The organism is Marinifilum fragile JCM 15579 (assembly GCF_001310955.1).
GTDB lineage: Bacteria > Bacteroidota > Bacteroidia > Bacteroidales > Marinifilaceae > Marinifilum > Marinifilum fragile.
The window spans coordinates 129390-148743 of the sequence record NZ_BAZX01000005.1; the positions used below are offsets into that span (position 1 = coordinate 129390).

General features: G+C 36.0%; 15 protein-coding genes and 1 pseudogene. 11 read left to right on the forward strand and 5 right to left on the reverse strand.

Translation table 11 applies throughout. The features are described 5' to 3' along the window. Positions 1-315 precede the first annotated feature (315 nt). The 8 genes and pseudogenes from glpT (at position 316) to JCM15579_RS06460 (ending at position 10201) form a co-directional block, all read left to right on the forward strand. Entirely contained in the window at positions 316-1653 is a 1338-nt protein-coding gene (gene glpT, locus JCM15579_RS06430) for a glycerol-3-phosphate transporter (RefSeq protein ID WP_054717431.1), read from the forward strand. A 57-nt stretch (positions 1654-1710) separates the two neighbouring features. After that, positions 1711-3021: a glycerophosphodiester phosphodiesterase family protein gene (locus tag JCM15579_RS06435; protein WP_054717436.1), complete on the forward strand. Its 1311-nt coding sequence runs from the start codon at positions 1711-1713 to the stop codon at positions 3019-3021. A 36-nt stretch (positions 3022-3057) separates the two neighbouring features. Then, positions 3058-4398 carry an OprO/OprP family phosphate-selective porin gene (locus tag JCM15579_RS06440; RefSeq protein ID WP_054717438.1) on the forward strand — a complete coding sequence of 447 codons (1341 nt, stop codon included), beginning with the start codon at positions 3058-3060 and terminating at the stop codon, positions 4396-4398. 405 nt (positions 4399-4803) lie between these two features. Next, on the forward strand, positions 4804-4980 hold the full coding sequence (locus JCM15579_RS20165) for a hypothetical protein (RefSeq protein WP_157471361.1): 177 nt from the start codon (positions 4804-4806) through the stop codon (positions 4978-4980). Positions 4981-5003: 23 nt separating this feature from the next. Next, positions 5004-6566 carry a glycerol-3-phosphate dehydrogenase/oxidase gene (locus tag JCM15579_RS06445; protein ID WP_054717614.1) on the forward strand — a complete coding sequence of 521 codons (1563 nt, stop codon included), beginning with the start codon at positions 5004-5006 and terminating at the stop codon, positions 6564-6566. Positions 6567-6911: 345 nt separating this feature from the next. After that, a pseudogene (gene glpK / locus JCM15579_RS06450) lies at positions 6912-8410 on the forward strand (glycerol kinase GlpK). 150 nt (positions 8411-8560) lie between these two features. Continuing rightward, the gene (locus JCM15579_RS06455; RefSeq protein WP_054717440.1) at positions 8561-9295 is read left to right on the forward strand and encodes an MIP/aquaporin family protein; all 735 of its coding nucleotides are present in this window, start codon (positions 8561-8563) and stop codon (positions 9293-9295) included. Positions 9296-9478: 183 nt separating this feature from the next. Then, entirely contained in the window at positions 9479-10201 is a 723-nt protein-coding gene (locus JCM15579_RS06460) for a TorF family putative porin (protein WP_157471363.1), read from the forward strand. A 273-nt stretch (positions 10202-10474) separates the two neighbouring features. Here JCM15579_RS06460 and JCM15579_RS06465 read toward each other — a convergent pair whose 3' ends face one another. Further along, positions 10475-11188: a hypothetical protein gene (locus JCM15579_RS06465; protein ID WP_054717443.1), complete on the reverse strand. Its 714-nt coding sequence runs from the start codon at positions 11186-11188 to the stop codon at positions 10475-10477. Between the two features lie 278 nt (positions 11189-11466). Here JCM15579_RS06465 and JCM15579_RS06470 point away from each other — a divergent pair, with 278 nt between their 5' ends. Genes JCM15579_RS06470 through JCM15579_RS06480 form a run of 3 tightly spaced genes read left to right on the forward strand, consistent with a single transcriptional unit; the run spans position 11467 to position 13843 of the window. Beyond that, positions 11467-12036 (forward strand): RNA polymerase sigma factor, encoded by a 570-nt coding sequence (locus JCM15579_RS06470; RefSeq protein ID WP_054717445.1) that lies wholly within the window; start codon positions 11467-11469, stop codon positions 12034-12036. Further along, on the forward strand, positions 12030-13358 hold the full coding sequence (locus tag JCM15579_RS06475; RefSeq protein ID WP_054717448.1) for an outer membrane beta-barrel protein: 1329 nt from the start codon (positions 12030-12032) through the stop codon (positions 13356-13358). Before JCM15579_RS06470 ends, JCM15579_RS06475 begins: the two co-directional genes overlap by 7 nt. Before the next feature lie 35 nt (positions 13359-13393). Beyond that, the gene (locus JCM15579_RS06480; protein ID WP_054717451.1) at positions 13394-13843 is read left to right on the forward strand and encodes a transposase; all 450 of its coding nucleotides are present in this window, start codon (positions 13394-13396) and stop codon (positions 13841-13843) included. A 153-nt stretch (positions 13844-13996) separates the two neighbouring features. On the opposite strand, the gene JCM15579_RS06485 is transcribed toward JCM15579_RS06480, so the two are convergent. The 4 genes from JCM15579_RS06485 to JCM15579_RS06500 all read right to left on the reverse strand — a co-directional run bounded on the left by JCM15579_RS06485 (position 13997) and on the right by JCM15579_RS06500 (position 19297). Then, positions 13997-14302 (reverse strand): hypothetical protein, encoded by a 306-nt coding sequence (locus JCM15579_RS06485; RefSeq protein WP_054717454.1) that lies wholly within the window; start codon positions 14300-14302, stop codon positions 13997-13999. Positions 14303-14883: 581 nt separating this feature from the next. Then, a complete protein-coding gene (locus tag JCM15579_RS06490) occupies positions 14884-15699 on the reverse strand; it encodes a TlpA family protein disulfide reductase (RefSeq protein WP_083464565.1) in 816 nt (271 codons plus the stop codon). 183 nt (positions 15700-15882) lie between these two features. Then, entirely contained in the window at positions 15883-17274 is a 1392-nt protein-coding gene (locus JCM15579_RS06495) for an FAD-binding oxidoreductase (RefSeq protein ID WP_054717458.1), read from the reverse strand. Between the two features lie 532 nt (positions 17275-17806). Then, positions 17807-19297: an acyl-CoA dehydrogenase family protein gene (locus JCM15579_RS06500; protein WP_054717460.1), complete on the reverse strand. Its 1491-nt coding sequence runs from the start codon at positions 19295-19297 to the stop codon at positions 17807-17809. Positions 19298-19354 lie beyond the last annotated feature (57 nt).

Here is a 19354-nt window from a genome sequence, read left to right on the forward strand (position 1 = left end):
CATACGAGTGATGTTGACTTAACACATAGAATTGAGATGGACATTTTTTTTATCCCACATACATAGTTAAACAATGTGCTATGTATTAGGATTTATTATTCAATACCACTATTAGAGATATCAAATTTGATGAACAATTAGGGAGTCGTTTATATACTTTTTTCTGAGATAATTGATTCAAATAGAAGTGTATTAATGAAACAGAATAATGTTGTTTATGGAGTATTTGGGATTTTTGGAAGTGCGAGTTGTAAATAATGCTCATGTGAAAATTAATAATATTCAAAATTACAATAACCATTAATTTATTTTAAAATGATTGGATTTTTAAAGCCAGCTGCTCATAAAGAGTTGTTGCCTGAGAACAAAATTGACCCGGTTTACAAACGATTGCGTCTGCAAGTGTTTGTTGGGATTTTCTTGGGATATGCAGGTTATTACCTTGTGAGAAAGGTATTCTCATTGGCAATGCCAGATTTAGTGAATTTAGGATATTCTAAAACAGAGTTAGGATTCGCATTATCAGGAGTATCTATTGCATATGGATTGAGTAAGTTCATAATGGGAAATGTTTCGGACAGAAGTAATGCTCGTCGTTTCTTAACTCTTGGGTTGGTATTGTCAGCAATTACAATGATTGCTATGGGGATACTACCAGTTGCAACATCATCAATTGCCATCATGTTTGTTCTGTTGTTGTTGAACGGATGGTTTCAGGGAATGGGATGGCCTCCTTGTGGTCGTGTTATGGTGCACTGGTTTTCTATTCGTGAACGCGGAACTAAGATGTCGATTTGGAATGTAGCTCATAATGTTGGAGGAGGAATTATAGGACCTTTGGCAATTTTAGGTGTGGCAATTTTTGTTGATTGGCAGGCCAAACTATACTTTCCTGGTATAGTAGCATTATTTGTTGCATTTATTGCTTGGTTATTAATAAGAGATACACCTCAATCATGTGGTTTACCAAACATTGAAAAATATAAAAATGATTATCCCGATTCATACTCAGAGAAGTTTGAAGAAGAAATGTCTGCAAAGCAAATTTTTCTAGAGTATATCATTAAGAACCGACTTTTGTGGATGATTGCTATAGCGAATGCTTTTGTTTATTTGGTGCGCTACGGGGTGTTAGATTGGGCTCCATTATATCTGGAAGAGGCTAAAGGTTTTTCAATTGAAGAAACAGGTTGGGCATATTTTGCTTACGAATGGGCTGGAATACCAGGGACTCTTTTGTGTGGATATTTAAGTGATAGTGTATTTAAAGGAAAACGTGCTCCAGTAAGTATTATTTATATGGTATTTGTTACCATTTCAGTTTTCATGTACTGGACAAGTGACTCTATAGTAGCAAATTCAATCGCATTGGTTTGTATTGGTTTCTTAATCTATGGTCCAGTTATGCTTATTGGTGTTCATGCTCTTGATTTGGTTCCTAAAAAAGCTGCAGGCACCGCTGCTGGTTTAACTGGATTGTTTGGATATATGGGCGGTGCTCTTTTTGCCAATATTGCAATGGGTGCAGTTGTTGACAAATGGAGTTGGACAGGCGGATTTATAGTTCTTCTTGGAGCTTGTGTATTATCTATTCTTTTTATTGCCATTTCGTGGATACAAGAAATAAGAGGACACAACGGAATACATCATTAAAATTCGGAAGTAAAGATTTAATCACAAATAGAAATTAACCTTCAAAATTTAAATAATATGGAAAAATTTAATTTTAAGAACCTAATATTAGGTGCGATGGCCTTATGTTCTATAGGCTTAGCAGGGTGTGAAGATGATACACCAGATTACAATGAATTTAACTACTACAAAACTTATCCATTAAAGGAGCTAAGTGCTGAAGCTAAAGTCGTAAGAGATTACGTTAAGAATGATATTGTAATTGCACATAGAGGTTCAACTTTTTGGGCTCCTGAAGAGACAGAAGCTGCTTTCCGTTGGGCAAGAAATATGGGGGCTGACTATCTTGAAATTGACTTACAAAGAACAAAAGATGGTGTATTGTTAGCTCTTCATGATGATAACTTAAGAAGAACATCAAATATTGAGAGTGTTTTCCCAGGTAAAGAAGATTATCCAGTAAGCTATTTTACTTTGGCTGAGTTGAGAAAACTTGATGCAGGCGCTTGGTTCAATGTTGCGGTACCTGAAAATGCAAGAGAATCATTTGTTGGAGAGAAAATTTCTACTCTTGAAGAAGTAATGAAAATTGCAGAAGGATACAGAATTAAAAGAGATGTGAATGGAGAGCCTGTGAAAGATATGACCAGACTTACTGAAGCTGGAGAGTGGGCAGGATATTATGAATTCGAAGCTGATCCACAGGACAATGGTAACCGTCCAGGTGTATATGCTGAGACTAAAGAGCCTTACCTATTCTCAGGTATGGAAGCTGATTTGGCAAAATTCTTAACTGCAGAAGGTTGGAATGTAACTGCTTCTCCTAAAACTATTCCAACAACACCAGGAAAAGTTGACGTAGCAAACACAAATGGACGATTCATTTTACAGTCTTTTTCAAGACAATCAATTGTTAATCTTGAAAGAGAATTACCAGGAGTACCAAAATGTATGTTATTATGGGAAGATGAAAGTGCTTCATATGTAAGACCATCTAATACAATTGAGTCTTTGGCTGAATTTATCAACTTTTCAGTAGAATACAATTGTCATATTGTCGGTCCTTCAATCGAAGGTAAGCCTAATGGATACCCAGATCTTACTGAACCTTGGATGTGTGAAATGTATCACAGAGCAGGAATGCTTATTCATGCATACTCATTCGATACTGAAGATCAGTTAAGAAAATATAATGGAGATTACTTCTACGGTGGTGTTTCACGTTTCGAAGATCCAAATAGAACTGTACAAGGAAACTTTAATTACGATGTAAATTCAAATATGTTTATCGATGGTGGATTTACTAACCTAACAGACCTTTCTATGAATTACCAGAAGCGTGAAGTAATTGGTACTGCTCAAGAGGTATTAGACGCTTTAGGATACTAATCAATTTCTATTTACAAATTATTAAACAAAAGTAATATGTTTAAAAAATTATATATAGCTGCCTTATTAACGGGAGTGTTAGCTTCAGGAGCAAATGCTCAGGAAAATAAAATCTCAGTAGAAAATCCGAATGGAGGAATTAAATTGACTTCTGCAGATAAAGAATACCAGGTAAGTATTAATGGTAGAATTTACATGGATGGTGTTCACTATTTTGATGATGTTACTGATTTAAGTTCTGATGTGTCAATTAATGATATTCGATTTGGAACAAGTGTAAGATGGGGAAAATGGAGTGCTAAGATTAATGTTGGTTTTGGTAATGATGAGGTGAAAATTAAAGATGCATTCTTAAGATATCACCACAAAAAGAACAGTACTTTTACTGTGGGTAACTTCTTTGAGCCATTTGGAATTGAAGCTGCAGAGTCAAGTAAAAACCTAAGATTTATTGGTGCTTCTAATACAACTCAAGCAATGGGTATTGGTCGTGGAGTTGGTTTGGGATATACTTATTATACTCAAAAATTCTATGGATCAACAGGTATTTTTGCAGGTACAGTTGATAACAACAATAAAGGTGATCAAGGGTTTTCTACAACTTCTAAAGTTGCTTATACTCCAATTCAAAATGATGATTTTGTATTCCAGGTAGGTGGATCTTTTACCTATAGAAAACCTGAAGCTAATGGTTTTAGCGAAAGCTTCAACGATGATGATTACAACCGTGTAGTTGAATTTGCAGCAGGTCCTGAGCACAAGTTTTTAAATGCTACAATGAATGGAGCACAGTCAGATATGAGATTTAATTTCCAGACTTTAGCATTGAATGGTCCTTTTATGTTACAGGCTGAATATACTCAAGCTAAAGTTACTCGTGATGATGATTATGTGTCAAGATTAATGAAAGATGGTCCTTTATACTACGTTACTTATGCATGGCCAGTAAAACCTCAGGATTATCCTGATTGGTATGGTGAGCTTCGTGATATCGAAACTAAGGCTTACTATGTACAAGCTGGATTTTTGTTAGGAGATAACTACAAGTATAATTCATCAACAGCATACATTAATAGACCTAAAGCTGGTGCTTTCGAATTTCTTGTACGTTACGATCATACAGATTTGAATGATATTGATGGAACTTATTTTAACGGAGCTTATGGCCCTGCAGATTTAAATGCTGCTTTAGGTGGAGCTGGTAACATGAGTATTCAGGGTGGAAAAGCTGATACTTATAGCTTAGCTGTAAATTACTACTTAAGTTCTAATGTAATGTTCCGCTTGAATTATGACTATATGGATGTTGATAATCAGAAGCACCCATTAGATAAAAACATTGGAGTTCTTAAAGGAAGAATTCAAGTTAATTTTTAAGAGATTGCTTTTATATAAGCGAAACTTGCTTAGCTAGAAGCAAGCAAGTTTCCCTTTATCAAATTTAAATTCAAAGGCAATATCAGACCTGTTTAAATAGATTTTTTTAAGGAAAAGAGACCCTTTCTAAATGGAATAGGTCTCTTTTTTATTTTTTTACAATTGTCGTTTAAAAAAAATAAAATGCGCCTTCGGCAGTGAATATGGGGTTTGTGAGATGGTTTTGTATTTTAGACTAAATTAATATAGACTATTTCTTTGCAAAGCACCTTGCATAACTAAGTATTTTATTTAGCTTTGTAAGTGTCAAGTTCGAATAGGAATATCCTTTTTTAAGCTTGCTTAAATGAATAGGAAGAATGCTTCCGTTTTTTTTGACAATGGTACATAGTAAAACAATGTACTATGTATTCGGATTTATATTTTAATACTACTATGGAAGAAGTAAGATTTGATATGAAAATGGGGGATCGCCTTTATTCTTTTTTCTTAGATATTTTGTCTGGACAAAAAGAACAGGTTACTCAGGATGAAGAAGAAGCGAAAGGAAGTATTTGGGAATATTGGGAAAAGGAATTGTAGAAGAATCAATAGGTTGTACAGTCATGGATAGAGGAAAGATGTTAAGAGAAGTAAAGAGTGCAAATCAGAAATGGGATGTGATCATTGTTGGTGGAGGAGCATCTGGTTTGGGTGCAGCCATTGAGTCTTCGACACGTGGTTACAAAACCTTACTTCTTGAGCAAGATGATTTCGCTAAAGGTACTTCAAGCAGAAGTACAAAATTGGTTCATGGTGGCGTAAGATATCTTGCTCAAGGAAATATTTCTTTGGTTCTTGAAGCTTTACGTGAGAGAGGGCTATTAAAGAAAAATGCTCCTCACTTGGTAAAAGATCAATCTTTTATCATTCCAAATTATACTTGGTGGGGAACTCCATATTATACTTTAGGCTTAACGCTCTATGATTTAATGGCTGGAAAGTTAGGTTATGGAAGATCTTTACCATTTTCAAAGAAAAGAACGCTTAAGTACATACCAACTCTTAAAAGTGAAAAGCTTAGCGGTGGAGTAGTTTATCATGATGGGCAGTTTGATGATTCCAGATTGGCAATAAACATGTGCCAAACATTTGTGGAGAATGGAGGAGTGGCTATCAACTATATGAAAGTTACCGGAGTAGTGAAAAACAATGGTAAAATCACTGCAGTAAAGGCTACAGACCTGGAAAGTAATGAGACTTACACAATAGAAGGGAAGGCTATTTTAAATGCCACTGGAGTCTTTGTTGATAAAATTATTAAAATGGACGAACCCAAAGCGAAAGATATCGTAAAGGTGAGTCAAGGTGTTCACTTGGTATTAGATAAGGAATTTGTTCCAGGCGATTATGCTGTTATGATTCCAAAAACAAGTGACGGACGTGTATTATTCGCAGTACCATGGCACAACAAAGTAGTGGTTGGTACAACTGATGTGCACAAGGATAAAGCAGAATTGGAACCGAAGGCGTTGGAAGAGGAAGTTGATTTTATATTGGAAACTGCAGGTAGATTCCTGGAAAAACCACCTAAAAGATCAGATGTAAGAAGTGTATTTGCTGGCTTGAGACCACTGGCTGCTCCAACCCAAGAAGGGGCAAAAACCAAAGAGATTTCAAGAGGACATAAGATTGTTGTGTCTGAATCAGGCATGGTAACTTTAACTGGTGGGAAATGGACAACTTATCGCCAAATGGCTGAAGATGTAATGAATACTGTTGCTAAAACAGCCGGTTTAGAGCAGAAAAAATCAGTTACAAGAAATTTACGAATTCACGGATATAAAGAAAATCCAGATTTAAGCAATCCGATGTATTTCTATGGCTCGGATGAGGAGAAGATTTTGGATTTGGCAAATCAAGAAGATGGCCTGAATGAATATTTAAGCAAAGAGCTTAAAGTATTGAACGCACAAGTTGTTTGGGCTGCAAGGTATGAAATGGCCAGAACAGTAGAAGATGTTTTATCTCGCAGAACTCGTGCTTTACTTCTTGATGCAAAAGAAAGTGTTAGAATGGCTCCAAAAGTTGCGGAGTTAATGGCAAAAGAACTTGGATACGATAAACAATGGGAGGATGATCAGATAAAGAAATTTAATGATTTGGCAGCCCAGTACATATTGAAATGAAAAAAATGTAGGACAAATTGAGCTAGGGTTTTATTAAAGGTAGTTCTTAGTCTGTTATTTATAACTACTGATTTTATTAATTGTTACAATATTATTAATCAATTTGTTAGTTTTGGCACGATATTGCCTTGCTCTCATAGTCCTACATTTTCTATTGAATGTGATGTGTTACATATTACCTAAAACCCTAATCAAATCTGTATAAATATGGATTTGTGCGTTTAATCCGAAGGATTAAAAATTTTTATCATGAAATTGCAATCGTTTACAATATGTAAGCTATTGGAATTGAGTACTCGGAAAGACACAAATTTTTATAACACAATAACCCAAATTAATTGAATTATGGAAGACAAGTTTATTTTAGCTTTAGACCAAGGAACTACAAGTTCCAGAGCAATCGTTTTCAATAAAAAAGGCGAGATGGTGAGCGTGGCACAGAAGGAATTTACCCAAATATTCCCTCAGCAGGATGGGTAGAGCATGATGCGAACGAGATTTGGTCTACACAAGCAGGTGTAGCAGCTGAAGCAATTACCCAGGCTGGAGCTAACGGTAAAAACATTGCGGGGATTGGTATCACTAACCAGAGAGAGACAACAGTTGTTTGGGATCGCGAAACCAGTGAACCAATTTACAACGCAATCGTTTGGCAAGATCGCCGTACATCTAAATACTGTGATGAATTAAAGGCACAAGGTCATGCCGATATGATTCAGGATAAAACAGGTTTGATTATCGATTCTTACTTCTCAGGAACTAAAGTAAAGTGGATTCTTGATAATGTTGAAGGAGCTCGCGAAAAAGCGGAAGCTGGTAAATTGGCATTTGGTACTATCGATAGCTGGTTAATCTGGAAATTGACTCAAGGGGAAGTGCATGTAACAGATGTAACCAACGCAAGTAGAACTTTACTTTATAACATCAAAACTTTGGAGTGGGATAAGGACATGTTGGAACTTCTAGACATTCCTGCCAGCATTCTTCCAGAAGTTAAATCTTCTTCAGAAGTATACGGACATACAGTAACTACTCTTTTCGCACATGAGGTACCTATTTCTGGTATTGCAGGTGACCAGCAAGCTGCTACTTTCGGTCAGATGTGTATTAAGCCAGGATCGGTGAAGAATACCTATGGAACAGGATGTTTCATGCTTTGCAATACCGGAACTACTCCAGTAAAATCAAACAACAACTTATTAACTACCATTGGATGGCAAATTAATGGTGAAACTACTTACTGTTTGGAAGGAAGTATTTTCATGGGAGGAGCTATCGTACAATGGCTACGCGATGGATTAGGAATTATCAAATCGTCTCCAGAAGTGGAACAATTGGCTGGTTCAGTAGAAGATAATGGTGGTGTATTTCTTGTTCCTGCTCTTACAGGTTTAGGAGCTCCTCATTGGGATCAGTACGCCAGAGGTACAATTGTTGGATTAACAAGAGGATCTACTTCTGCTCACATCGCAAGAGCTGCTTTAGAAGGTATCGCTTTCCAAACCAGAGACGTATTAAAGGCTATGGAAGCTGATGCTGGAATCGAAATTAAGGAATTACGTGTTGATGGAGGTGCTGCAATTAACAACCTATTAATGCAATTCCAGTCGGATGTATTAGATGCACCAGTTTACCGCCCGAAAACTCTTGAAACTACTGCACTAGGTGCTGCATACTTGGCAGGTTTAGCAGTTGGATATTGGGATAGTGTTGACGAAATTAAAAGCCAGTGGGCAATGGATCGCAAGTTCGAGCCTGAAATGCCTAAGGACAAATCTGAGAACTTGATTAAAGGCTGGGATAAAGCCCTTGGTCGTTCGAAAAATTGGGATACAGAAGCTTAATTTTCAACATCTAATAACCTGATATTGGTTGATAGGATTGATCTCAGGTTAAATATTTTTAAACCAATGCCGGAAATGAGAAGGAAGAACTGAAGGAGAGTGAGTTCCGGCATTCTTTACATTAACAATTACTAAATAAACCATAAAGTCATGAGTGAATTTATTGCAGAATTTATAGGAACAATGTTGCTGATATTATTAGGTAACGGTGTAGTAGCAAACGTTGTATTGAATAATACCAAAGGAAATAACAGTGGTTGGATTGTAATCACAATGGGATGGGGATTAGCAGTATTTACTGCAGTAGCTGTTGCAGGTCCGATTTCTGGAGCACATATTAACCCAGCTGTAACAGTAGGTTTGGCTGTAGCAGGTATGTTTGCTTGGTCAAAGGTAGGTCTTTTTATCGTTGCACAAATGGCAGGTGCGGCATTCGGAGCATTCCTTGTTTGGCTAATGTATCGCGACCACTTTAACTCAACTGAAGATGGTGGAGCTAAGTTAGCTTGCTTCTCAACTGGTCCTGCTATTCGTAATTTCGGTAGTAATGCGATAAGCGAAATTATCGGAACATTTGTATTGATGTTTGTAATCTTCTATTTGGCAGGTCCTTCTTTCGAAGCTGCGGGTGTTGAGGGAGCTAAGGTTGGATTGGGTACTTTAGGTGCTTTACCTGTTGCTCTTTTAGTAGTTGCTATTGGACTTTCTTTAGGTGGAACTACTGGTTATGCAATTAACCCTGCAAGAGATCTTGGTCCTAGAATCATGCATGCTATTCTTCCTATGAATAACAAAGGTGGTAGCGACTGGGGATATTCTTTGGTTCCAGTTATTGCACCTATCGTAGGAGCAGCAGTAGCAGCATTCTTATTCATGAGCTTGTAAGTCAGTTATCAGTTATTAGTTATCAGCGAAGATTTGATTTCAAAGCTAGGTAAATGTAAAATTTTAGGATAATTGATACAATCATAACACTCAGAATTAAATAACACTACTACATTTTTAACCCTGTGGAGATCTTGAAATCGAGACCTTCTGGATCTCTACAGCCCATAAAATATTAATCTAATGAAAAAATCAGTTTTAAAACTATCAGTATTATTTACTCTTATAATACTATTTGCGTCTAATATGAACGTAAATGCACAAGGAAAAGTAACAGTTAGTCCATCGGTAACTACCCGCCATTACTGGAGAGGTATCATGGTAAGCAATACAGCCAATTTCGAAATGGATCTTGCATATACCAACAACAACTTCACTTTTGGAGCTTGGGGTGGATATGGATTTGATAATACCTACTCAGAGTTCGATTTTCACGTAGGATATAAGTTTAACGATCATTTTAACATTGCAGTTTGGGATTTATTTGCAAACCGCGATAGAGCTTCTATTGATGATTACAACTATCTTGATTTGGATAGAGCTACAACAAACCACCTGATTGATGCAAGTTTTAACTTCTATTTTACTGAGAAATTTCCTTTAAGTCTTTCGGTAAGTACTATGCTTTATGGTCGCGATTTAGATGAGAATGGTGACCAAAACTATTCAACTTACGTTGAATTTGGATATCCAGTAACTATTGGTGGAGAAAAGATTTCGTTATTCGCAGGTTTAAATGCTTTCGAAGATCAGGTTTATGGTGAGAGTTTTGGTTTTGTAAATATCGGAGCTACAGCTACCAGAAAAATTAAAATTACAGAGAGTTTTTCATTAAATGCCTGGGCTAAAGTTGCTATTAACCCACAAGCAGAGACTGCAAACCTAATTTTAGGTATCGGGTTTTAATCATCAAGTTTGATTAAGCCTTGTATTAATTTCCATAAAAACCGAACATCTGGTTCAATTATTAGCGATTAAAATAAAACTCGCTCTTCGAAAGGAGAGCGAGTTTTTTCGTTGAAAATTATTTTGTAGCATACAGCTCACAGCATTGATTATGCGATTATTTAATCATTTAAGTATTCTTGAGAGTTTGCTGCTTGTCGCTTATACCTTTAACATTTCTGAATTTCCAGAATGGCAAAGTAAATTGCTTGCACAAGTATCAAGAATTTTCAATTACCATTCAATCTCACGGTATTCAACCGATTCACAATTGATATCATAGCCTGATGCCGCAGAAGGAAGTTCGAATTTGTAGGCATAAACCCCAACTACATAGGTTGCACCTTCTTCAGTAGTGAAATCAGACCAGTTGTTAGTACCATCTGCAGTTACTCTATGATTTGATGCTAGCAATCGATCTGAAACATAAATGATTTCTCCATCCATTTGATTATGAATTTTAACTACATAAACATCTCTGTCCTCTACATCCTCCCAGTCAATCTGGATAGAGTGTAATGTTTTGTCGTAGTTAAACTCTGTAATTTTAACTGGTTCAAGTCTATCTTCCAGTAATTTGTCGCTAATGGTATAGGTTTCAAGATCTTCAGCGGTAATGTCAAACTGATAAATTCCATTCTCTACATCATCGGTTGTAAAATCATTTTCAGTAGGAACCGCTCTAAAAGCCATTTTGTTATTGTATTGGCTTAAGTTTTTCTCAATATTGCTATCCGTTGGACCTTCTACATCAACTTTGCTCATCGAGAAATTTGAATAGGTGTAAAATACCGGTGCATACACTGTGTCATCACCACTTTTTTTAACTCTTACATACACATCACCAATTGCCTGTAGACTTGGTGTGTTGTCGAAATCATTACTGTCACATGCAACAATACTTACTGCTAAAATTAGCAATGCCCCTATGGTTTTTAAATTATTCATTTGTTTTAATTTTTTATCAGTAATCCTGATTTTTCTGATTTAATAAATTGTTGAGACAAAACTCCCGGGTATGTCTCTTTAAAAGCTTTTACACTTGCATGATGAAGGAACATTAAAATGGTTGCTTTAATTTTTTCATTTTTAAAATTTGATGGTTCTATTTGCTTTAAATTCAGTGGATTTTAAATGTCAGATAAAAAAGTTGTAATTTTAGCGCAACCTTATCGCACTTTACACAACTATTTAATGAATCAGGATCGCAAAAGACGTTAACCACTTTGGAAAACCGAGAATTAGAACAAATAGTAAAAGAATGCTCGAAAGGTAAATCTAAAGCGCAAGAATTGCTTTATCGGGCGTTTGCACCCAAAATGTTGGGTGTGTGTTTGCGGTATTCCAATGATTTAAGTGAAGCTGAAGATACTTTGCAAGATGGATTTATTAAAGTTTTTCAAAATATTAAATCTTATCAGTTTAAAGGTTCTTTTGAAGGTTGGATTCGCAGAATAATGGTTAATACAGCTTTGGAAAAGTTCCGCAAATCGAAAAATATGCAAGTGGTTGATGAGGTTTGGGAACCCGATCCCGATTCGGAAGCTGAAGAATCAATTCAAAACACGAACATTCCATTGGAAGTTCTTTTACAGATGGTTCAGGGCTTGCCTGATAGGTACCAAATGGTGTTTAGTTTATATGTTTTAGATGGATACACCCACAACGAGATTTCTGAGGTAATGAATATTACTGTAGGGACTTCGAAATCGAACCTGGCTCGGGGAAGAGCAATTTTAAAGCAAAAAGTGAATGATTATTTAAGTGAAAAAGAGAACAAGCTGAAAATATGCTAGACGAGAACAAACATATCGATAGTCTGTTTGCCGATGGATTGAAAGGAATGAGCGTTGAACCAAATCCTGAAGTCTGGAATGCAATTGGTGAGAAGATGGCAGATGCTCGAAGAAAAAGGAGAGGGGTAATCCTTTTTATTTCTGCTGCTTTGGCAGCTTCTGTTCTGTTGTTTTTTGGAATTGCAAATCGTGACTTGTTTATTTCTGAACCGGGAGGTTTTCCTATCGAGCAATTAAGTGATAATTCTTCATCATCAAATCCATTAAATCAGCCAGAAACATTGGGTGAGACGAGTGAAAAGAATGAGGCAAAGGGTGAAGAGAAAGGAAATGGTGTATTTATTGCAGAAAACGCATCGAATTTTGCAAAGCATATCGTTCAACCAGAATTATCAAGTAAAGAGAACCAGTTTGAGAAAGAATCTTTATTAAATAGCATTCCTTTAGGGATTAAACAATTGCTCAATGCATCTAACCAAATTCCTGAGAGTTTGCAATATCAGAATGCTAAAAAAACGGAAGCCATACAATTAAGTGCAGAAGACTTGATTGTTATGAATAACCTTTTGGCAATGGAGCAATCCAAGAAGGATGAATTAAGAAAGAATCGCTGGGCCATTATTGGACAAATTTCTTCGGCATACTCTAACGAAGAATCAGCTACAAGTGCAAATAGCGGGATTGTTAGTTTTGGTGGAGGAGTTAAAGTGAACTATGCTTTAGGTGAGAAGCTGGCTTTACAAACTGGTTTCATGTACAATCGTGTTGGTCAGGACATGGGAGGTTCCAGAATGAACATGGCATTTGCAGATCCGATTGCTGAAGGAGAAGCGAATGAAATTAACAGACAGGAGAGAAGCTTTCTGCCATCGCATACAACTGCTGGGAAAATCAATTATACAGTCGGAAGTGTAGAGGATAGAACCAATGCTGAATATTTGGCAGCTTCTACTTATAGCTCATCAGATGATTTGATGCAAAGCTTCGAAACCATAGAGGTGCCAATTTTGTTACGATACAATTTAACACAAAAGAGATTGGGCGTTTATTTAAGTGGAGGTTTCGGTGCCAACTGGATTGTTGAGAATGGTGTTTACCAGACTTCAGGATCGAAACGAAAGATTGGAGAAATAGAGAATTTAAGAACTACCAATTTCAGCTCCTTATTTGGTTTGGGATTCGAGTATCAGTTAAGTCCTAAAGTTAGAATTGGTCTTGAACCTAGTTTTAAATATTACCTGAACTCAATTAACAGGAGTAGACAATATGATTATAAACCATACTCAATTGGTGTACAAACAGGGATTCGCTATAATTTTTAAGTACAATTTAAATGTATCAATGTAAATCCAAGACCATGTCTTGGATTTGTAATGAAGCAATATGTCTTTCTCTTCAGGATCATTACCTGACCAAAAGAAGTGATTGTAAAAACTGTCCGATAAAACAAAAATGTATTGGCAAGAGTTTTGAAAAGAGGATCGCCATTACTGTTTACAAAGAAGAGTATGAGCGTAACAACAAAAGGGTTCGCAGCAAGTTCGGCAGATACATGAAAGGCAAACGGCAATCTGCGGTCGAACCTGTTTTTGGAACCTTAACCCAGTTTATGGGTCTTCGGAAAATCAACACCATTGGAATTGCACAGGCCAACAAGGTAATGCACATGTCTGCTACTGCCTATAACCTTAAAAAACTAATGAAATTCATGAGCAAAACAGCTGAAACAATGACCAAACAGGCCATTGTCTTATTTTCTTCTTTGAGAAGTTATCATGACTCTCTTGAGCTTGTTTTAAGGCCTTGAAAATTTAAAACACAAACAGAACCAACAGTAAAAACAAAGCCTTAAAAGCTTGCAAATCCGCATACTCTTAAGGCTTTGTTCTTATTTTTTACAAATATTACTTAATTGTGCAACGTTTACTTTTGTTACCGCATGTTTTTTTGTTTATCACTTTCATTTAAAAATCACATCCCGACTTCTAATAATATAATTAACAATCAAATCAGCGTTTTCAATATTCTTTTCTAAATCCCTCAGTAATGGATTAAATTCAGATAGAGAGATATAATTCCCATTCTTATAGATTTCTCCTTCTAAAAATCCTCTATCAATCACCAAATTAATCTTTACTCCATTATATTCATACTCGAAAAGCGAGAAGCCATGCCCTGTTATTTCTTTCTTTAACAATTTAATTCCCGGTAATTCCGCTTCGCTTATTTTTCTATCTATGTAATCAAATATATCTTGATCCCTCATGTATCAACTCAATAAATTATGACTTTATCTCAACTCTTACTTTTCCAATTCTTACTGAACTACTTCTAATTTTTATTTAGCTAATATCTTAATTATAATACTTAAGATATGATATCTATTCATTTGTACTACGACACTTTTTCTTAAAAATGTGCGGTAACTTGTAAATAAAACAATTGTGTTTATTTCGATTATATCTGAATTAAAATGTGATTTTATATCCCCATATAGGTATGTATGCACAACGTATTTTGTTTCCGCTTGTCAATTTACAAAACAATAATCCCTTTACAAAGACTTTATATTGTTATTTAATAGTGATTAGGAGGATGGATGAATACCGATAGTCAATATGCTTAGTTTTTGTAGTAGGTTGGGGTAGTGTCTTGAGTAGGTCTACCAACCTATTTTACCTGGTTGGGTAACCAGGTAGATACTGTTAAATTAAAGTCCTAAAGGTCAGTAAACATGTAGGGTTTTCGAATAATGCGGTGTTAAAATAAAAACAGGACCTCTATGAAGTCCTGTTTTCATTAATTTAAATTTTCTTGCAATTGTCGCATGGACATTTGATTGTATTTCTATTTCAATAATTCCTCAATCTTCTTCACCAATTCGTTCAATTTTTCATTGCTGTAACCAACCGAGGAGTACACTACTTTCCCGTTTTGATCGACCAAAAAGTTACGAGGAATCAAGTTGGTAGCATAAAGCTTAAAGATTTCTTCTTTTGGATCTAATCCGGCATTGAACTCCACACCTCTGCTTTTTAGTTTATCCATTTTTTTACGAACTACATCAGGTTCTTCTCCACGAGAAATAGCAAGCAATACAAAATCCTTGTCAGCAAATGGTTCGATAATTCTTTCTGGAAATTCATAAAGTTCTTTCATGCACGGAGCACACCAGGTTGCCCAAAAGTTGATCAATATCACTTTTCCTTTAAGATCTGATAACTTAAGCTTTGATCCATCAAGCATTTCGAGGGTGAAATCTTTGGCCATATCGCCGCTATTTATCAAGGTAGATTCTTTTATTTTTTTAGCACCCTCTTCGGCATTTTTGCGCATCATTTCTGCAGCCTCTTCAGGCGTTATTGTTTTGGTGGCTTTGGTGTTTTTGATTTCTTCCTCAGTTTTCATAACCAAAACAACAATCTGGTTATCTTCTAATGTTTTGCCAAACTTTTTTACGAGAGCTTCTTTTTCTTCACCCGATATGCTCATTTTCATTTCCTTAATGTGATTAGGGTTCAGTTTTTTCAAAAAGTCCGGGCTTACAATCTCATTATCTACGATATAAATGGTTTCAGGCTTGATTACTTTTTTCTGTTGGGCAAAAGTTCCAAACACAGTTAGAAAGGAAAGGATTAGTAGGACTGTAATTTTAAATTTCATCTTTGTATTTTTTAAAGGTTCATTATTGGGTTGTTATGTTTTCTGGTTCTATAAAAAAATAGAGGTCTATCAAATATAGAAAATTTTTACTGTTAATTAAATAAAAGCAGGTGAGCGTTTATCATTTGATACATAAAAAAAACCATCCAAATTTGGATGGTTCTTGTAAAGATTATTATTTGACTATTTATGATTCGAAGGAGTTATATTTTGATTCATCCTAAAAAGATTATCAGGATCCCATTTGTTTTTGCACTCCGTTAATCGATACCAAATAGGGGCGGTATATGCATCTTTAACCCTGTCGACCCCCTCGGTACTTATGAAATTAACGTAAACTCCTTTGGCAAAAGCTTCGGTTGCTTTGTGAAAATCATTAACCCATTGTAAGCACTTTTCATCATCACTGCTATCTCTCCATCGGGTATGAATATTAAGAAGGAAAGGAGTTTTTCGATGAGGGAATGCTGTAGCAGCAGGATCTATTCTACTTGGTGCACCTTCCATATGTGGAATAAACATTTCACATTCCGTTGTAGGGAATTTTAATGCATATTCTATAATGGCATCGATGAAACCATCAGAAAGGTCGGTAATGTGGTGTGACTTCCAATAGTTGCGAGCGCCATGAGAGTTTAGCTCATCGAATGCGGTTTGCCAGCCAGCCCAAGGGTACATTCCCGATCCATCACCAATGGTTTCCGTACAATCACGTACATTTTGAATAATTTTTTGTCCTTCATCAGGATCTCCCAACCAAACAAAAGGTAGTAGCAAAACCAGTTTGCCATGATATTTTTCAGGGATGAAAGGGAGAGGAGGAGCGTGCCTTACAACCATATTAATGGTCATTTCGTCGGGTAATGTTCGTACAAATTCGCGATGGAATTGCATGTACTCCTTCAAATCATCGAAACTTTTTACTATGGGTCCTGAAAGGACTTCGGTGCCTATTTTAGCTGCCTTAAATACAAAAGAACTTATCACACCAAAATTTCCGCCACCCCCTCGAATGGCCCAAAATAAGTCAGGATTTTCGGAAGCACTGGCAGTCACAATTTCTCCTTTGGCAGTAATCACTTCAGCAGAAAGAAGATTGTCAATGGAAAACCCATGTTTTCTGCTAATCCAACCAAAACCACCCCCAAGAGTAAGCCCACCTACACCAGTATGAGAGATCATGCCTGAGGAAACTGCCAAACCATATTTTTGCGTAGCGGCATCTATGGTCGAAAGTAAACAACCTGCTTCAGCCTTAACAATGTTATTCTCTGCATCCACCTCAACATTTTGCATGGGTGACAAATCAATCATTAGACCATTATCGCAAGATCCAGTTCCTGCTGAATTGTGCCCGCCACTTTTAACCGCTATCAATAAATTGTTGTCACGACCAAAATTTACTGCATGAGCGATGTCTTTTTTATTGCGACATCTGATAATTATTGCTGGCTTTTTATCGAACATTGCATTCCATAATTGCCTGGATTCTTCGTATTTGTCATTGCCAGGAATTAAAACCTCTCCTTTTATGGCATTTTGTAACTCCTTTTTTTGACTATCACTAATTTTCATGTCTTAACTATTTTTGGTGAATAAATACACTTTATAAATTCAAATGCGAAATCACTTGTAAGTGGATTTAAGAATTACTGATGTTAAGATTTATTTATGCACAGAAAGTGAGCATAAATCATGGGGCAGTTATGCTAGAATAGAAAACCCAATTTACGACTATATCATGTGAATGTCCAGAGATTAAATGGAAAATAGTTTTGTAATTGCTTCAAGTTTAAGTTATATAAACATTGATGATGTAGGGGTGTAATTTTAGTTTAATAAATAATAAACTAAAATAATTGAGGTGTGTTTGTCTTTTTGTTAAAATAGACTTTGGTATACAATTTAGTGTAAATTATAGGTTGTATGAAGTAAATTCAGGATATCACTTCCGGATTTCTCTATCATTAAAAAGTTAAGCTTAGCTACTTTTAGAAAAGGAGGCTAATTACTGGATAGCAAGTTATCATTAAGAAAAAATAGAAGGGAGAACTATGGAGAGGATGTTTGATAATGTTGAACACCCTCTCTGAGTTAATATTTGGTTTTATGCCATTTCTAACCAAGAGCTTCCGTCCTGATAATCCTCAATGCTTGATACTCCTTTGTTGATTTGAAAGGAGTTGATTAAATTACTGATATCATGTTGTAAGGAGTTAATGCAGTTGCTAATTAAATCTTTTCTAAATCCTTTTTCTTCCAGATTTAAAACGAAACCAGCCGATACAATTCTGCTTAAAGCTTTTCCCAAATCTACTTGTTTGCGCTGTGGAAGGTTAAAATCAATTGAAAAGTTAATTTCCTTCTTGAAATATTCGGATGCTTTTTCTGTTAGATTAAAATCTTTCAAGAACTGGAAAAGATTGCTCTCTTTTTTCTTCTTCATTAACTTCAGAATCATATCCGAAATTTGAGTGTAGAGCATTTCATTTGCTCCTTCGAATATCTGGAATGGACGACTGTCGACAATTCCTCGTCCTCCAATATGACTTAATCGGTAACCTTTCGCTCCAGATAATTGCACCAAGGTTTGAGCTGATTCCTGCATTAAATCGGTAACCACGGTTTTTATGCTATTGGCCTCAACACCATCGCTTGCCAAATTGTTTTCCAATCCACTTTTATCGCTACTTCTTACGCAAAGGGCGGAACATATGGTGTAAGCACTTTGTATTTTCGAAATTTGGTGCTGTACCTGATCAAATGAAAGTAAACTTTTTCCTCCAACAATTCTGGTTTTACATTGATCAATTGCTTCATCCATTAATCGTTTGATAAAGCCCAATCCCATGCCTGGGAATTGCATTCTGCTACGGTGCAAAATGTCCAACATCATTTTAACTCCGGTACTTTCGGGTGTCAATTTATATTCCTTTGGAATTTGAACATCAAGTTTGTTGGTTCCATAAGGAATCATGTATAATCCCAGGTTGTCGAAATATTCTTCGACCACAACTTGTTGGTTTTTTTGAGTTACATCGCAAATAAAGAAATCGATATCACGATCCAATTTGCCCTGCTCATGTTTCTGCCTTGATGTGATCAGCCAAAAATCTGCCAATCCCGTTAAGCCTTGCCAATGCTTAGTCCCTTTAATGTGGTAAAGATCGTCTTTTTGGGTATAATGAGTTTGCATGTTTAAGGCATCGCTACCAAAATCAGGTTCGGTAATCATTAAACCACCCATTTGCTGTTTTTCCAAAAAGCGCTTAAAGATGCCTCCCTTTACCGTGTTGTTGGCATATTTGGCTACAGGTTCAAGAAATAGTGCGATATTAATGCCTAATGTTAATGCCAATGGCAATGATTCATAAGCAGCAGAAGAGAGTATGCCCAAGCATTCTTTCACTTTAGCACCTCTTCCTCCATAATTCTCAGGAATGGCAACCGATAAAGGAGCACTGGCCATTATCTCACGCATTACCAATGGAGGGAAACCTCTATTCAAGCTGAATTTGTTAATGTCATCTCGTTCGTAAAATACTGATTTAAGAGTTTGTTCAAACTCTTTCAGGTACTCAGAAAAATTCTTAATCATCTTATTCAATCTTCTTTTTATGGGTCTAATTTAATTTAGACGTGATAAAAATAGTTT